Consider the following 14,863-nt stretch of genomic DNA (forward strand, 5'->3'; position numbering starts at 1 on the left):
CGCCGTAACACGGCACGGCGGCAGCCACGCATGGACCGCGCGCGATTCCAATACAACAACAGGATGACTCTCTCGTGAACGAAGCCAGCATGCCGTCTTCCGCGGCGAAGCAATCATTTCGCACGCTCGTCACCGGTGCGAACGGTTTTACCGGCCGCTATCTGGTCGAGAAGCTGACCGGGCGCGGCCATACCGTGATCGAAGCGGTGTCCGGCCGCGACGAGCCCGACAGGCCGACACGCGTCAAACTCGACATCACCTCACCGGAAGACTGCCGGCGCGTGCTCGACACCGTGCGGCCCGATTTCATCGTGCATCTGGCCGCGATCAGCTTCGTGGGGCACAACGATCCGCTCGACTTTTATCGCGTCAACGTGATCGGCACGCAGAACCTGCTCGAAGCCTGTGCCGCGATTGGCCATGTGCCGCGCAAGCTGCTGATCGCAAGCAGCGCGAACGTGTACGGCAACGTCAGCAGCGCCGCGATCGACGAGAGCTTCCCGCTTATGCCGGTCAATCATTACGCGGCCAGCAAAGCGGCCATGGAAGCGCTGGTGCGCACATGGTTCGACCGCCTGCCGATCCTGATCGTGCGGCCGTTCAACTACACCGGCCGCGGCCAGGCGGTGAACTTCCTCGTGCCGAAGATCGTCAGCCACTTCGCGCGGCGCGCGGCATCGATCGAACTCGGCAATATCGACATCGCGCGCGACTTCTCTGACGTGCGTTATGTGGCGAGCGCGTACGAGGCGTTGCTCGACTCCAATGTCGCCGCCGAAATCGTCAACGTCTGCACCGGCACGCCGTATTCGTTGCGTGAAATCCTCACGACCGCGAGCGAACTCACCGGTCACGACATCGAAGTCCAGGTCAATCCCGCCTTTGTCCGGCAAACGGACGTCAAGATGCTTGCCGGTTCGCCCGCCAAATTGCACTCGCTGGTGCCGGCGGTCGAGTCGATCCCTTTCATCGACACCCTGCGCTGGATCCTCGCGGCCTGAGCGCGCTCGCGCGAGCAACTGCCTGACAGTCTGCACTGAAGGGCCGCGTTTGCGGCCTTTCATGACGCTTTCGCCGTTCTTCTTCGTTTCCCACTCTTTCCGCGCCGCGCCGCACAGTATGTGGCGCACATCATTACAGGCGCCAAAATGCGTGTAACCGCACCGAAAAGCTCCTTTTCACAGACCAACGGCAACGAATTCTGTCAAGCTGTTTCAAGTTGTTAGGGTTCTAGTTTTTGCACTGGGCGGCTTTATAATTGGAGGTTCATAAAATTGGCGTCTGAGTGTCCACTCTCAGGGGAACGCGACGGACGACCAGAGAAACGGACACCACGCGGGGTGAACAGGTCGCAAGCTCTTCGCCGCCTGTCACTCACATCGACAAGGGAATTACATGATCCTGGTAACGGGCGGTGCCGGCTTTATCGGCGCTAATTTCGTGCTCGACTGGCTGAATGCGTCGGACGAAGCGGTGCTCAACGTAGACAAACTGACCTACGCCGGCAACCTGGGCACGCTGAAGTCGCTACAGGGCAATCCCAAACACATTTTCGCGCGCGTCGACATTTGCGATCGCGCCGCGCTCGATACGCTATTGGCCGAGCACAAGCCGCGCGCCGTGCTGCATTTCGCGGCCGAGAGCCATGTGGATCGCTCGATCCACGGTCCGGCCGATTTCGTGCAAACCAACGTCGTCGGCACCTTCACGCTGCTCGAAGCGACGCGCAGCTACTGGAACACGCTGGGCGTTGCGGAGCGCGCCGCGTTTCGCTTCCTGCACGTGTCGACCGACGAAGTGTTCGGCTCGCTGTCGGCAACCGATCCGCAGTTCTCCGAAACGACGCCTTATGCGCCGAATAGCCCCTATTCGGCGACCAAGGCCGGTTCGGATCACCTCGTGCGCGCCTACCACCACACGTACGGCCTGCCGGTGCTGACCACCAACTGCTCGAACAACTACGGCCCGTACCAGTTCCCCGAAAAGCTGATTCCGCTGATGATCGCCAACGCGCTCGGCGGCAAGCCGCTGCCCGTGTATGGCGACGGGCAGAACGTGCGCGACTGGCTGTACGTCGGCGACCACTGCAGCGCGATCCGTGAAGCGCTCGCGCGCGGCACGCCGGGCGAGACGTACAACGTCGGCGGCTGGAACGAGAAGAAGAATCTCGAGGTCGTGCACACGCTGTGCGACCTGCTCGACCAGCAGCGCCCGAAGGCGGCCGGCTCGTATCGCGACCAGATCACCTATGTAAAGGATCGTCCGGGTCACGACCGCCGTTACGCGATCGACGCCCGCAAGCTCGAGCGCGAACTCGGCTGGAAGCCGGCGGAAACGTTCGAGACGGGGCTCGCCAAAACGGTCCAGTGGTATCTCGACAACCAGCAATGGGTCGACGAGGTCGCTTCGGGCGAATACCGGAAGTGGGTCGAGACCAACTACGCGCAGCGCGCGTAAAGGCACGGCAATGGCGCGCAAAGGCATTATTCTCGCGGGCGGCTCGGGCACCCGCCTGTATCCGATCACGCACGTCGTCTCCAAGCAGCTGCTGCCGGTGTACGACAAGCCGATGATCTACTACCCGCTGTCCACGCTGATGGTGGCGGGTATTCGCGACGTGCTGATCATCTCCACGCCGCAGGACACGCCGCGCTTCGAGGCGATGCTCGGTGACGGCAGCCAGTGGGGCATGAACATCCGGTACGCGGTGCAGCCGTCGCCGGATGGACTCGCGCAGGCCTTCATCATCGGCCGCGAGTTCGTGAACAATGATCCGTCGGCGTTGATTCTCGGCGACAACATCTTCTACGGCCACGATCTCGCGAAGCAACTCGAACGCGCCGACGATCAGACCGACGGCGCCACCGTGTTCGCGTATCACGTGCAGGACCCGGAGCGTTACGGCGTGGTGGAGTTCGACAAGCAGTTCCGCGCGTTGTCGATCGAGGAAAAGCCCGCCAGGCCGCGTTCGAACTACGCGGTCACGGGTCTGTACTTCTACGACAAGCAGGTCTGCGACATCGCCGCGGACATCAAGCCGTCGCCGCGCGGCGAGCTCGAGATCACCGACGTGAACTCGCGCTACCTCGCGAACGCGGCGCTCAACGTCGAGATCATGGGCCGCGGTTATGCGTGGCTCGACACCGGCACGCACGACTCGCTGATCGAAGCCGCGACCTTCATCGCAACGCTGCAAAAGCGCCAGGGTCTGGTGGTCGCGTGTCCGGAAGAGATCGCGTACCGGCGTCAGTGGATCGACGGCGAGCAGTTGCTCGCGCTCGCCAAACCGCTCGCGAAGAATGCCTACGGGCAATACCTGCAAAACATTCTCACGGATCACGTCGCATGGCCATCCAGGTAACCGCAACCTCGCTGCCCGAAGTCAAGATCATCGAGCCGAAGGTGTTCGGCGATGCGCGTGGCTTCTTTTTCGAAAGCTTCAATGCGCTCGAATTCGCCGAGAAGGTCGAGCCGGGCGTCGAGTTCGTGCAGGACAATCATTCGCGTTCGGCGAGAGGCGTGCTGCGCGGTCTGCACTATCAGATCCAGCATGCGCAGGGCAAGCTCGTGCGCGTGGTCGAGGGCGAGGTGTTCGACGTCGCCGTCGACATCCGCAAGAGCTCGTCGAACTTCGGCAAGTGGGTCGGCGTGACGCTGTCGGTCGAGAACCATCGGCAGCTGTGGGTGCCGCCCGGTTTCGCGCACGGCTTCGTCGTGCTGTCGGAGTCCGCGCAGTTCCTCTACAAGACCACGGATTATTGGTTCCCCGAGCACGAGCGCAGCATCGTGTGGAACGATCCGGCGATCGGGATCGAATGGCCGGTCGACTTCGAGCCGCTGCTCGCGGCCAAGGATGCGGCGGGCAAGCGTCTCGCCGACGCCGAAGTCTACGCATAAGGGGATCGCATGAGCGCACACGACGCGAAACGGACGATTCTCGTCACCGGCGTAAATGGCCAGCTCGGCTATGAGCTCGCACGCACGCTGCAAGGGCTCGGCAACGTAGTCGCGGTCGACCGCTCGCGGCTCGATCTGTCGAACCTCGATCAGATTCGCGCGGTGGTGCGCGACCTGCGTCCCGCGCTGATCGTCAATCCGGCCGCTTATACGGCGGTGGACAAGGCCGAAGAAGAACGCGACCTGGCAATGCGCATCAATGGCGAAGCACCGGGCGTGCTCGCCGAGGAAGCGAAAAAGCTCGGCGCCGCGCTGATCCACTATTCGACCGACTACGTGTTCAACGGCACGAAAGAAGGCGCGTACGTCGAAGACGATCCAACCGATCCGCAGAACGTCTACGGCCGCAGCAAGCTCGCGGGCGAGCAGGCAATCGCGGCGAGCGGCGTGAATCACCTCGTATTGCGCACGAGCTGGGTGTACGGCACGCGCGGCAAGAACTTTCTGCTGACGATGTTGCGGCTCGGCGCCGATCGTCCGGAGCTGAAGGTGGTGGCCGACCAGTTCGGCGCGCCCACCTGGTGCAACACGATCGCGACGCTGAGCGCGCATCTGTGCGCACAGTCCTTCGCCGCCGAAGACGGCGCGAAGTGGTGGGACGAGCGTTCGGGCATCTATCACCTGTGCGCGGGCGACTCGACGTCGTGGCACGGTTTCGCGTCGGCGATCTTTGAACTCGCGGATTTGCCGAACAGGCCGAACACGCTGCCGATTCCGGCCGCGGATTACCCGACGCCCGCGAAGCGCCCAGCCAATTCCAGAATGTCGAACGACAAGCTGGCGCGCGTGTTCGGGCTCGCCGCGCCGCATTGGCGCGACGCGTTGAAGCTGTGTCTGACGGACGGTTTTCCGAAGTCGCCGGCGGCGCGCACCTGAGTCGCGGTTTCGACGCAGGACTCGCGAGCGTCGGTGCGGCGAAGGAAGCACTCGCATCGGATGTCCTGCCGCGCGCGCCGCTCGCCATGATGACGTCGTGGTCCGGGACCGATCGAAACGATTGTTCCCTGACAATGGTGAAAGGGTGCGGCGGTAGAATGACGCTCGACGCGAGGGCGTTCCAGGCGCGGATTTAACGTTCTATGCGCAGTAGATTGCAAACGTGTGCGTCAACCGCGCGCAAGCCAGTATGGCCACGTAAAAAATACGGTATCGAGAGGGAGCTGTGAGTTTGTTACCGATCATTCTGTGCGGCGGAGCGGGATCGCGGCTCTGGCCGGTCTCGCGGGAATTGCATCCGAAGCCGTTCATCCGTCTCGCGGACGGCGAGAGCCTGCTGCAGAAAGCGTTCCTGCGCGCGGTCGCGTTGCCCGGCGTGAAGGAAGTGCTCACGGTAACCAACCGTGAGCTGTTCTTCAAGACCGAAGACGATTTCCGCGAGGTGAACGGCAAGAACGTCGCGACCTCGTTCATTCTCGAACCGTTCGGCCGCAACACGGCCGCGGCGGTTGCCACGGCGGCCTTGCACACGGCGAAGGCGCATGGCGCAGACACCGTGATGCTGGTGCTCGCCGCGGATCATCTGATCGCGGATCAAACCGCGTTCGCCGCGGCGGTCGCGCGTGCGCAGACGCTTGCGCAGGCCGGCAACGTGGTCACCTTCGGCATGCATCCGGATACGCCCGAAACCGGCTACGGCTATATCGAAGCCGATGGCGAGCGGGTCGTGCGCTTCGTCGAGAAGCCGTCGGTGGAGAAGGCCCGCGAGTATCTGGCGTCGGGCAAGTTCGTGTGGAACTCGGGCATGTTCTGCTTCACCGCGGGCACGATCCTGAATGAAATGCGCGAGCATTGTCCCGACATTCTCGATGCCGCGGCCGAATGCATGGACAAGTCGCCGTCCGCCGAAGGCAAGAGCGGCGCGCAGGTGCGTCTCGAGCCGGGCTGCTTCGGCGCGGTGCCGGAGCTGTCGTTCGACTACGCGGTAATGGAGAAGTGCGAGCACGCGGCGGTCGTGTGCTGCAACCTCGGCTGGACCGATGTCGGCTCGTGGACCGCGCTGTCCGACCTGTCGCCGGCCGATGCGAGCGGCAACCGCGTCGAAGGCGAGGCGCTGCTCGTCGACGTGAAGAACTCGTATCTGCGCAGCGACGGGCGCCTGATCGGCGCGGTCGGCGTCGACAACCTGATCGTGATCGACACGCCCGATGCGCTGCTCGTCGCGCACCGCGATCGCGCGCAGGACGTGAAGCAGATTTTCGCGGAGCTGAAGTCGCGCGGCCATGAGACGTACAAGGTGCATCGCACCGTGCATCGGCCGTGGGGCACGTACTCGGTGCTCGAAGAGGGGCCGCGCTTCAAGATCAAGCGCATCGAGGTGAAGCCGGGCGCGAGCCTGAGCCTGCAGATGCATCATCACCGCAACGAGCATTGGGTCGTGGTGAGCGGCATGGCGAAGGTCGTCAACGGCGAAAAAGAGTTCTTCGTGTCGACCAACGAGTCGACCTATATCCCGGCGGGTCACAAACATCGCCTCGAAAATCCGGGCGTCGTCGAGCTTGTGATGATCGAAGTGCAAAGCGGCGAATATCTGGGCGAAGACGATATCGTTCGCTTCGAAGACATTTACGGACGTACTTGAGATGGATATCAGTTTTACCAACGACTCGGAAGACCTGACACGTCACAACGAGCGCGACGACCTGCTGGTCGGCATGAAAGCGGTGCGGGTCTGGGGCACGCTCGGCTGGCACGACATCCGGCAGCGTTATCGCCGCTCGGTGCTCGGGCCGTTCTGGTTCACGCTCAGCACGATCATCATGGTGGTCGTGCTCGGCGCGTTGTACTCGACGCTGCTGCACCAGGAACTCTCCGACTATCTGCCGTATCTGGCGGTGGGTCTCGTCGTGTGGGCGTATCTGGCGTCGGTCGCCAACGAGGGCTGCATGGCCTTTATCGGCTCGGCCTATCTGATCAAGCAGATAAGGTTGCCGCTCACCGTGCACGTATGCCGCATCGCGTGGCGCAACTTCGTGATCCTGCTGCATAGCTTGCCGGTCGTCGTCGTGCTGCTGTTCGTGTTCGGTCACTGGCCGGGCTGGGAAATCGTGCTGGTGCCGTTCGCGCTCGTGGTCCTGCTGCTGCACGGCGTATGGCTCGGCGTCACGCTCGGCGTGCTGTGCGCACGCTTTCGCGACATTCCGCCGATCGTCACGAACCTGATCCAGGTCGTGTTCTTCTTCACGCCGGTCATGTGGTCGCCGGAAATCCTGAAGGACCGCGCGTGGGTCGCCGACTACAACCCGCTCTATCACCTGATCGAAACGGTGCGCGCGCCGCTCACCGGCCGCCCGACCCACTGGGAGTCGTGGGCGTGGTCGATTGGTCTCTTGATCGTCGGCTTTGCGTTCGCGCAGATCCTGATGAAGCGTTTCCGTAATCGCGTTCCTTACTGGCTTTGATATTGTGAGTTCTTCATCGATTGTCGCTCGTAACATCTCCGTCGAATTTCCGATTTACGAGAACTCGCATCGCTCGCTGAAAAAGGCGGTGCTCAATTTGACGACGGGCGGCCGGATCGGCCAGGACGCGGGTCGCCATGCGATCGTCCGCGCGATCGACGACCTGAGCTTCACCTTCAGCGAAGGCGAGCGCATCGGCCTGATCGGCCACAACGGCTCGGGCAAGACGACGCTGTTGCGCACGCTGTCGGGCGTCTATGCGCCGGTGCGCGGCGAGCTGAAGGTGCGGGGCAAGATCGCGTCGCTGCTCGACGTGTCGATGGGCCTCGACCCCGACGCGACCGGCTTCGAAAACATCTATCTGCGCGGCATTCTCGACGGGCTGAAGCCCGCGCGCATCCGCAGCAAGATCGACGAGATCGCCGACTTCAGCGAACTTGGCGATTACCTGAATCTGCCGGTGCGCACCTATTCGAGCGGGATGATGCTGCGCCTCGCGTTCGCGATCTCGACGAGCGTCGAAGCCGACATCCTGATCATGGACGAATGGCTGAGCGTCGGCGACGCCGAGTTCAGCGTGAAGGCGGCCGAGCGTCTGGAAGGCCTCGTCGGCAAGGCGGCGCTGCTGGTGGTGGCGTCGCACGATCCGTCGCTGGTCGCGCGCGTGTGCACCCGCAAGATCTCGATGGAACACGGCAAGATGGTCGCCGACGAAGCCGTGCTGCCGTCGGAAAAATCCGACGAGCCGCTCATCAGCCACACCGCGCAGTTGCCGCACTGAGCACGCGGGCGCGCGGCCGGCGCGGCGCATGCCGCGCCTGCCGCATGTGCGCCGACGCGCGAGCTGCGAGCGCGACGGCAGCAGGCAAAGCCATCGGCTCATCGGCTAAACCGCGCCCCGGCGCAAGCCAGTCCCGCAGTTCAGCAACACCCTCGTGGCCAATCCCGAGGCGTAACAAGGTTCGAATTTGATGCGAGCTAATCACCCATTTCTGCGCTACTCCGAATCCCTGCTGGTGCGTCAGCCGTTTCGCACGCTGAAGGGTTTCGCGGGCGGCTATATCGCGTATCCGATTGCGGAGAACGCCGAAAAGCGCAACGTGCGCCCGAAAATCCGCGAGCTGCGCGAGCACTATTCGCTGCCGATGCCGCATCGCCGCCGCATCGCGCTCGAACGGCTCGTCGCCACGCTCGAATTCGCCGGCGCGAAGGTGCCTTACTATCGCGACCTGTTCCAGGCGAAGCAGTTCGATTCCGCCAAGGTCAGGAACGACCCGCGCTACCTCGAAGAACTGCCGTATCTGACCAAGGACATCATCCGCGAGCAGGGTCCGCGTCTCCTGTCGGGACCGCTCGAGGCTGGCAAGCACCACGCGTGCAAGACCGGCGGCTCGACCGGCCTCTCCACGACGATTTACTACGACCAGGAAGGCGCCGATTATTCGTCGGCGGTCACCAACTATTGCCGCGAGCGGATCGGCAAGCTGCGCCATCGCTCGGAGTTGCACTTCGCGTGCCGTTTCCCGGATCAGGTCGTGTCCGAGTGGCCGTCGCGCGAAGACTTCAAATGCTTCGCGATGAATCGCAGCAATGTCTTCTTCGACCGCATCGACGATCACGGCCTCGAGGAAATGTGGCGCACGCTGAAGCGCCGCCGCCCGTATCTCGCGCACTCGCATCCGTCGACGATGTACGCGCTCGCCTGCTATGTCGAGCGCAAGTACGGCGGCGGCAACGCGTTCCAGGTGTTCGAGTCGAGCGGCGAGCTGCTCGAGCCGCATGCGCGCGAGATGATCGCGAAGGCGTTGCGCTGCCGCGTGATCGACCGCTACGGCCTCGCCGAGCTCGGTGTGATGGCCTATGAGCTCGACGGTCACGAAGGCGGCTTCCAGATCCTCGAATCGGAAGGCTGGCCGGAAAGCCGCGTCGCGCCGGACAACCCCGACGGCGCGCACGAGCTCGTGTTCACCGGGTTCCGCAACCGGCTGATGCCGTTGATCCGCTACACGACCGGCGACCTCGCGCGCGTGCAGGAGACGGAGAAGGGCTTCTTCCTGACCGACGTGGTCGGCCGGATTCACGACGTCGTGCCGATCAACGGCGTCGCGCATCCGACGCACCACATCCAGGACATGCTCGATCATCGCGTCGGCGGCATCCAGGAATTCCAGATCGATCTGCGCACGACGCCGCCCACTTTGCGCATCGTGCTCGAACCGCACGCGAACGCGGAGGACACCACCGCGAAGCTGCGCCACTTCTGGCAGGACGCGTTCACGATCGCCTACGTCGGTCACGACGATTTCGTGCGCGTGGGCAGTCGCGCCAAATTCCGTCACGTGGTGAGCGCATGATCGGCGTCGCGTATCCCGATGCGCGCGCCGACGCCGGCCAATACGTGCTGGCGGCGCTGCGGCGCTCGGTCAGCGCGACCCAGGCCCAGGCGATTGCGCGCAACATGCTGCACGAGATCGCGCCCGACGTCGTGGTCGCGGTCGACGCGCCCGATGCGTGGAGCGCCGACCTGATCGCGTTCGTGCAGGCGCGGCCGCGCAAGCTGATCGTGTTCGGCCATATGCCGATCGCGCTCGCGGACTATCTGCGTTATCGGCCCGCGGCGTTGCCCGCCGACCTCTCGCAAGCGAGCCGCAGTGCAACGGCGCCTTCGGGCGAGTCGCGCGAAAGCGCGGCGGCGGTGCGCTACGGCGCGCTCGCGCAGACACTCGGCGGCGCGCCATGGCATCGCCCGTTCGAGCGCTTCGATTTCACCGACGAATGGAACAACCTCGGCTACGGCGCGATTCGCGCCGACGGCTCGATCTGGGCGCTCGCGCAGGCGCCCGAAGTTCCGGCCGAAGCGGAGCTGGCCGCGGTCGTCGTGAACGGCGAGCGACAGTTCGCGTACGCGGCGCTGTGGGATGCGGGCGCATCGGCCGTGCTGTGGTTCAACCGGCCGGTCGGCCCGTGCGATTCGTTCGAATGGCGCCTCGTCGAGCAGTTTCTGTCGGGCTACCGGGCTGATGCGCTGCCGTGTCAGCCGGTGCTGAGCGAACTCCCGTGGGGTTACGACGCGGCGATCACGTCGCGGCTCGATTGCGACGAGGACGTCGAATCGGCGCGCCCGTTGTGGCACGCGTACCGGCGTCTCGGCGTGCCGTTCACGCTCGCCGTGCATACGCAGAACCTGCAACGCGGCGGCCAGCACGACATCCTGCGCGAACTGCTTGCCGACCGGCAGCAGGGCGCGGTGCTGTCGCACACGGCGACGCACTCGCCGAACTGGGGCGGCAGCTACGACACCGCGATCGCGGAAGGCGTGCAATCGGCCGAACTGCTCGAACGCGCGACCGGCGTGCCGGTGCGCTACGCGGTGTCGCCGTTTCACCAGTCGCCGCCGTACGCGATGCGCGGCCTGATCGACGCGGGCTACGCGGGCTGCATCGGCGGCATCATCCGCAACGATCCGGAGTTTCTGAGCGCACGCGGCGGCGCGTTGGCCGGCTTGCCGGCGGGCTTCGTCGGTCACAGCCAACAGTGCATGCTGCACGGCGACTGCATGCTGAAAGAGGGCGATCCGCTCGCGGTCTTCAAGCAGGCCTTCGACACCGCGTACGCGACCAACACGCTGTTCGGCTATCTCGACCATCCGTTCTCCGAGCGCTACGCGTACGGCTGGACCGACGAGGCGGCGCGCATCGACGCGCACGAGCAGTTGATCGCCTACATGCGCGGCAAGGCCCAACGGCCGCTGTTCCTGCACGAGGAAGCCGCGCTCGATTTCCTGCGCTTGCGCTCGCTCGCGCAGATCGTCGAACACGACGGCGTCTTTCGCGTCGTCACGCCCTTCGCCGACACGACGCCGCTCGCGCTCGGCGTCGAGTTCCGGGGCGCTCATACCAAGGTCGAGACGGGGAAAGCACTGCAATGAAAGTCATGGTGGTGATGGGCACGCGGCCCGAGGTCATCAAGCTCGCACCGCTCGTGCGAGCGCTGCGCAGCGAGTTCGACACGATCGTCTGCGCGAGCGGGCAGCACAGGGACATGGCGGCGCAGGCGCTCGAATTCTTCGGCATCGAACCGGACATCGCGCTCGAAACGATGCAACCGGGTCAATCGCTGAACGCGCTCGCGTCGCGCCTGATCGCCGCGCTCGATCGCGCGCTCGACGAAACACGTCCCGATTGGGTGATCGTGCAGGGCGACACGACGACCGCGTTCTGCGCGGGCTTCGCGGCGTTCCAGCGCGGCATCCGCGTCGGTCACGTCGAGGCGGGGCTGCGCACCGGCGATCTGGCGAGTCCGTTTCCCGAGGAAGCGAACCGCAGCCTGCTCGGCCGCATCGCGACGCTGCATTTCGCGCCGACCTCGCGCGCGCGCGACAGCCTGCTCAGCGAAGGCGTCGCGCCAGAGAAGATCGTCGTGACCGGCAACACGGTCGTCGATGCGATCGGCGAAGTGCGCGCGAGCTGGAGCGTCACGCCGCCGGCGAGTCCGCTGCCCGCATGGCATGGCGCGCAGCAGCAGCACGTGCTCGTCACGTGCCATCGGCGCGAGAATTTCGGCGACGTGCTGCAGGACATCTGCCGCGTGCTGCGCGACCTGTGTCAGCGCTATAGCGATTACCGCTGGGTGTTCCCGGTGCATCTGAACCCGGCCGTGCGCGAGCCCGTGCATCGCGAGCTCGATGGCATCCCGAACCTCGCGCTGATCGAGCCGGTCGACTATCCGACGAGCCTTTATCTGATCAGCGGCAGCGCCGTCGCGGTCAGCGATTCGGGCGGCATCCAGGAAGAAGCGCCAACCTTCGGCGTGCCGGTCGTCGTGATGCGCAATCACACCGAGCGCCGCGAAGGCGTCGACGCCGGTTTCGCGACGCTCGCGGGCCAGAGCGCGGCGAGCATCGAAAGCGCGGTGATCGGCTGGCTCGACGATCCCGCGCGGCGCGCGGCGCTGCGCGATCGCGCGAATCCGTACGGCGACGGACTGGCCTCACGACGCATCGTCGACAGCCTGCGCGGCCGACCGGTCGAGGTGTTCGTTGGCTGACGGCAAGAACCCCGTGCTGGCCCCGCAAGACTGCGTGCTGTTTTCGACCGCCGACTGGGACGAGCCGTACTGGACCAACAAGCAGCACACGGCGAGCATCCTCGCCGCGCGCGGCTGGCGGATTCTGTATGTGGAAAGCGTTGGCTTCCGCTCGCCGAAAGTGGCCAGCGGCCGCGACTGGTCGCGCCTGTGGCGACGTCTGTGGCGCGGCGTGCAGTCGCTCGTGCTCGGCCCGCCGCGCCGCGCCGACAACATCTGGGTGCTGTCGCCGCTGATGGTGCCGGCCGGGCATCATCTGCCGTTCGTGCGCTCGCTGAATCAGGCGATGCTGCGTTTTTCGGTGAACCGCTTCGCGAGGTCGCATCGCTACGTCAAGCCGGTCGTGTGGACGTACCACCCGTACATGCTCGATGCGATCGCGACGCTGCCGCGCGGGACCCTGGTCTACCACTGCGTCGACGATATCGCGGCGATTCCGGGCGTCGACGTCGACGCGTTCCGCAATGCCCAGCAGGACCTGCTCGGGCGCTGCGAGGCGGTATTCACGACTGCGCAGTCGCTGAAGGACGTGTGCCTGCCGTTTAACCCCAATACGCATTTCTTCGGCAACGTCGTCGATGAAGCGCACTTCGGCGCGGCGCGCGCGGACGGCCCGCTGCCCGCCGAGCTCGCCGCGATCGACGAGCCGCGGCTCGTGTATCACGGCGTGCTGTCGGACTTCAAGGTCGATCTGCCGTTGCTGCTGCAAACCGCGCAGGCGCGGCCGCAGTGGCAATGGGTGATCATCGGCGAGGAGCGCGAAGGGCAGCGCAGCGACCTGCTCGCGCAGCTCAAGCGTCTGCCGAACGTGCATCTGCTCGGCTACCGGCCGTATCGCGTGCTGCCGCAATATTTGCGCGGCATGCGGGTCGGTGTGTTGCCGACGCTGATCAACGAATACACGCACTCGATGTTTCCGATGAAGTTCTACGAATATCTCGCGGCCGGTCTGCCGGTCGTATCGACGCCGCTCGATTTCGCGAAGGAACCGCGCGCGGGGCTCGAAGTGGGCAGCGATGCCGACGCGTTCATCGCGGCGATCGAGAAGCAGCTTGCACGCGGCAAGCTGAGCGCGGAGGAAGCCCGCGCGGCGGTTGGCGAGAACACGTGGGAAGCGCGGCTGGACAAGATGCTGGCGATCACCTTCCACTTCCCGCAGGCGGGCGGCAGCAGCGCGCGGCCACACGGCGCGGAGGTGCGCACGTGAGGGTCGTTCATGTGTACCGCACGTACTTCCCGGACCCGCCCGGCGGCCTGCAGGAAGCGATCCGCCAGATTGCGCTAGCGACGCGCGAGCGCGGCGTCGAACCGCGCATTCTGACGCTGTCGCCGAGCCCGACGCCGACCGTCGTCGAACGCCCGGAAGGGCAGGTGATCCGCGGGAAATCGTGGGCGGCGCCGGCATCGTGCGATCTCGGCGGGCCCTGCTCGGTGATCAGGTATCGCGAGCTGGCCGACTGGGCCGACGTCGTGCATTTCCACTTTCCGTGGCCGTTCGCCGACGTATTGCATCTGCTCGGACGCACCAGCAAACCGACGGTGATGACTTACCACTCCGACATCGTGCGGCAGAAGCTGCTCGGCGCCGTCTATGGGCCGCTGATGCGGCGCACGCTGCGCAGCATGTCCGCGGTGGTCGCGACGTCGGCGGCCTATGCGCGGACCAGTGAGACGCTTGCCGCGTGCGTGTCGAAGGAGCGTTTGAAGACGATTCCGCTCGGCATCATCGACTATCGCGACGAGCCGCAGCCGCTCGACGCGCGGCGCAAGCTCGAGAGCCGGCTCGGCCTGGCGCCGGGCGAGCCGTATTTTCTGGCGCTCGGCGTGTTGCGCTACTACAAGGGACTGCACACGCTCGTCGAGGCCGCCCGGCATGTGCAGGAGAAAATCGTCATCGCCGGCTCGGGGCCGGAGCGCGAGCGGCTCGCCGCCTTGGCGCGGCAGCATGGCGCGACCAACGTCGTGTTTGCCGGGCAGGTCACGCATGAGGAAAAGGTTGCGCTGCTCGAGGGCTGTCGCGCGATGGTGCTGCCCTCGCATTTGCGCTCCGAAGCGTTCGGGATGGTGCTGGTCGAAGCCGCGATGTTCGGCAAACCGATGGTGTGCTGTGAAGTGGGGTCCGGGACTTCGTTCGTCAACGAGGATGGGGTGACGGGGTTTGTCGTGCCGCCCGAGGCGCCGGAGCCGCTGATCGCCGCGATTAACCGGCTGACGCTGGATGAAGCACTGGCGCGCGGCATGGGAGCGGCGGCGCGGCAGCGATATGAGCGGCTATTTTCTGGGCCAGCGTTGGGAAACGCATATAAATCGCTGTATGAACACGTATTGTCTTCCTGAGTCGTTGTTTTCTTTCTCTCTATATCGCCGAAAAGCTTGCGAAAGTGTTTAATTCACCTTTGTTTGCGCAAATTCGGCCTATATGC

The 14,863-nt window shown here is 64.8% G+C and carries 13 protein-coding genes; all 13 read left to right on the forward strand.

The window, feature by feature from the left end; translation table 11 throughout:
* Positions 1–89: 89 nt before the first annotated feature.
* The 13 genes from OKW26_RS37160 to OKW26_RS37220 all read left to right on the forward strand — a co-directional run bounded on the left by OKW26_RS37160 (position 90) and on the right by OKW26_RS37220 (position 14,777).
* Positions 90–1,001 (forward strand): GDP-mannose 4,6-dehydratase, encoded by a 912-nt coding sequence (locus OKW26_RS37160; protein ID WP_429357163.1) that lies wholly within the window; start codon positions 90–92, stop codon positions 999–1,001.
* Positions 1,002–1,395: 394 nt separating this feature from the next.
* Positions 1,396–2,457: a dTDP-glucose 4,6-dehydratase gene (gene rfbB / locus OKW26_RS37165; protein ID WP_429356686.1), complete on the forward strand. Its 1,062-nt coding sequence runs from the start codon at positions 1,396–1,398 to the stop codon at positions 2,455–2,457.
* Between the two features lie 10 nt (positions 2,458–2,467).
* Positions 2,468–3,361 (forward strand): glucose-1-phosphate thymidylyltransferase RfbA, encoded by an 894-nt coding sequence (gene rfbA, locus OKW26_RS37170; protein WP_429356687.1) that lies wholly within the window; start codon positions 2,468–2,470, stop codon positions 3,359–3,361.
* A complete protein-coding gene (gene rfbC, locus OKW26_RS37175) occupies positions 3,346–3,897 on the forward strand; it encodes a dTDP-4-dehydrorhamnose 3,5-epimerase (protein WP_429356688.1) in 552 nt (183 codons plus the stop codon). The genes rfbA and rfbC overlap by 16 nt, the downstream gene beginning before the upstream one ends.
* Positions 3,898–3,906: 9 nt before the next feature.
* On the forward strand, positions 3,907–4,833 hold the full coding sequence (gene rfbD / locus OKW26_RS37180; protein ID WP_429356689.1) for a dTDP-4-dehydrorhamnose reductase: 927 nt from the start codon (positions 3,907–3,909) through the stop codon (positions 4,831–4,833).
* A gap of 286 nt (positions 4,834–5,119) precedes the next feature.
* Complete coding sequence (locus tag OKW26_RS37185) at positions 5,120–6,535, forward strand: mannose-1-phosphate guanylyltransferase/mannose-6-phosphate isomerase (RefSeq protein ID WP_429356690.1); 1,416 nt, start codon at positions 5,120–5,122, stop codon at positions 6,533–6,535.
* 1 nt (position 6,536) lies between these two features.
* The gene (locus tag OKW26_RS37190) at positions 6,537–7,355 is read left to right on the forward strand and encodes an ABC transporter permease (RefSeq protein ID WP_429356691.1); all 819 of its coding nucleotides are present in this window, start codon (positions 6,537–6,539) and stop codon (positions 7,353–7,355) included.
* A 4-nt stretch (positions 7,356–7,359) separates the two neighbouring features.
* Positions 7,360–8,136, forward strand: coding sequence for an ABC transporter ATP-binding protein (locus OKW26_RS37195; protein WP_429356692.1), 777 nt, complete (start codon positions 7,360–7,362; stop codon positions 8,134–8,136).
* Positions 8,137–8,326: 190 nt separating this feature from the next.
* Positions 8,327–9,709 carry a phenylacetate--CoA ligase family protein gene (locus tag OKW26_RS37200; RefSeq protein ID WP_429356693.1) on the forward strand — a complete coding sequence of 461 codons (1,383 nt, stop codon included), beginning with the start codon at positions 8,327–8,329 and terminating at the stop codon, positions 9,707–9,709.
* A complete protein-coding gene (locus OKW26_RS37205; RefSeq protein WP_429356694.1) occupies positions 9,706–11,283 on the forward strand; it encodes a polysaccharide deacetylase in 1,578 nt (525 codons plus the stop codon). Before OKW26_RS37200 ends, OKW26_RS37205 begins: the two co-directional genes overlap by 4 nt.
* Complete coding sequence (gene wecB, locus OKW26_RS37210; RefSeq protein WP_429356695.1) at positions 11,280–12,401, forward strand: non-hydrolyzing UDP-N-acetylglucosamine 2-epimerase; 1,122 nt, start codon at positions 11,280–11,282, stop codon at positions 12,399–12,401. Before OKW26_RS37205 ends, wecB begins: the two co-directional genes overlap by 4 nt.
* On the forward strand, positions 12,394–13,647 hold the full coding sequence (locus OKW26_RS37215; RefSeq protein WP_429356696.1) for a glycosyltransferase: 1,254 nt from the start codon (positions 12,394–12,396) through the stop codon (positions 13,645–13,647). Before wecB ends, OKW26_RS37215 begins: the two co-directional genes overlap by 8 nt.
* Positions 13,644–14,777 carry a glycosyltransferase gene (locus OKW26_RS37220; RefSeq protein ID WP_429356697.1) on the forward strand — a complete coding sequence of 378 codons (1,134 nt, stop codon included), beginning with the start codon at positions 13,644–13,646 and terminating at the stop codon, positions 14,775–14,777. The genes OKW26_RS37215 and OKW26_RS37220 overlap by 4 nt, the downstream gene beginning before the upstream one ends.
* The last annotated feature ends 86 nt before the right edge of the window (positions 14,778–14,863 follow it).

This window comes from Paraburkholderia sp. 32 (genome assembly GCF_050435345.1).
Classification (GTDB): Bacteria; Pseudomonadota; Gammaproteobacteria; order Burkholderiales; family Burkholderiaceae; genus Paraburkholderia; species Paraburkholderia tuberum.

What these genes read in the sequence shown, in the direction of transcription:
- OKW26_RS37160 (WP_429357163.1), top strand. Translation starts at nt 90, where the DNA reads ATGCCGTCTTCCGCGGCGAAGCAATCATTTCGCACGCTCGTCACCGGT.
- rfbB (WP_429356686.1), top strand. Translation starts at nt 1,396, where the DNA reads ATGATCCTGGTAACGGGCGGTGCCGGCTTTATCGGCGCTAATTTCGTG.
- rfbA (WP_429356687.1), top strand. Translation starts at nt 2,468, where the DNA reads ATGGCGCGCAAAGGCATTATTCTCGCGGGCGGCTCGGGCACCCGCCTG.
- rfbC (WP_429356688.1), top strand. Translation starts at nt 3,346, where the DNA reads ATGGCCATCCAGGTAACCGCAACCTCGCTGCCCGAAGTCAAGATCATC.
- rfbD (WP_429356689.1), top strand. Translation starts at nt 3,907, where the DNA reads ATGAGCGCACACGACGCGAAACGGACGATTCTCGTCACCGGCGTAAAT.
- OKW26_RS37190 (WP_429356691.1), top strand. Translation starts at nt 6,537, where the DNA reads ATGGATATCAGTTTTACCAACGACTCGGAAGACCTGACACGTCACAAC.
- OKW26_RS37200 (WP_429356693.1), top strand. Translation starts at nt 8,327, where the DNA reads ATGCGAGCTAATCACCCATTTCTGCGCTACTCCGAATCCCTGCTGGTG.
- OKW26_RS37205 (WP_429356694.1), top strand. Translation starts at nt 9,706, where the DNA reads ATGATCGGCGTCGCGTATCCCGATGCGCGCGCCGACGCCGGCCAATAC.
- wecB (WP_429356695.1), top strand. Translation starts at nt 11,280, where the DNA reads ATGAAAGTCATGGTGGTGATGGGCACGCGGCCCGAGGTCATCAAGCTC.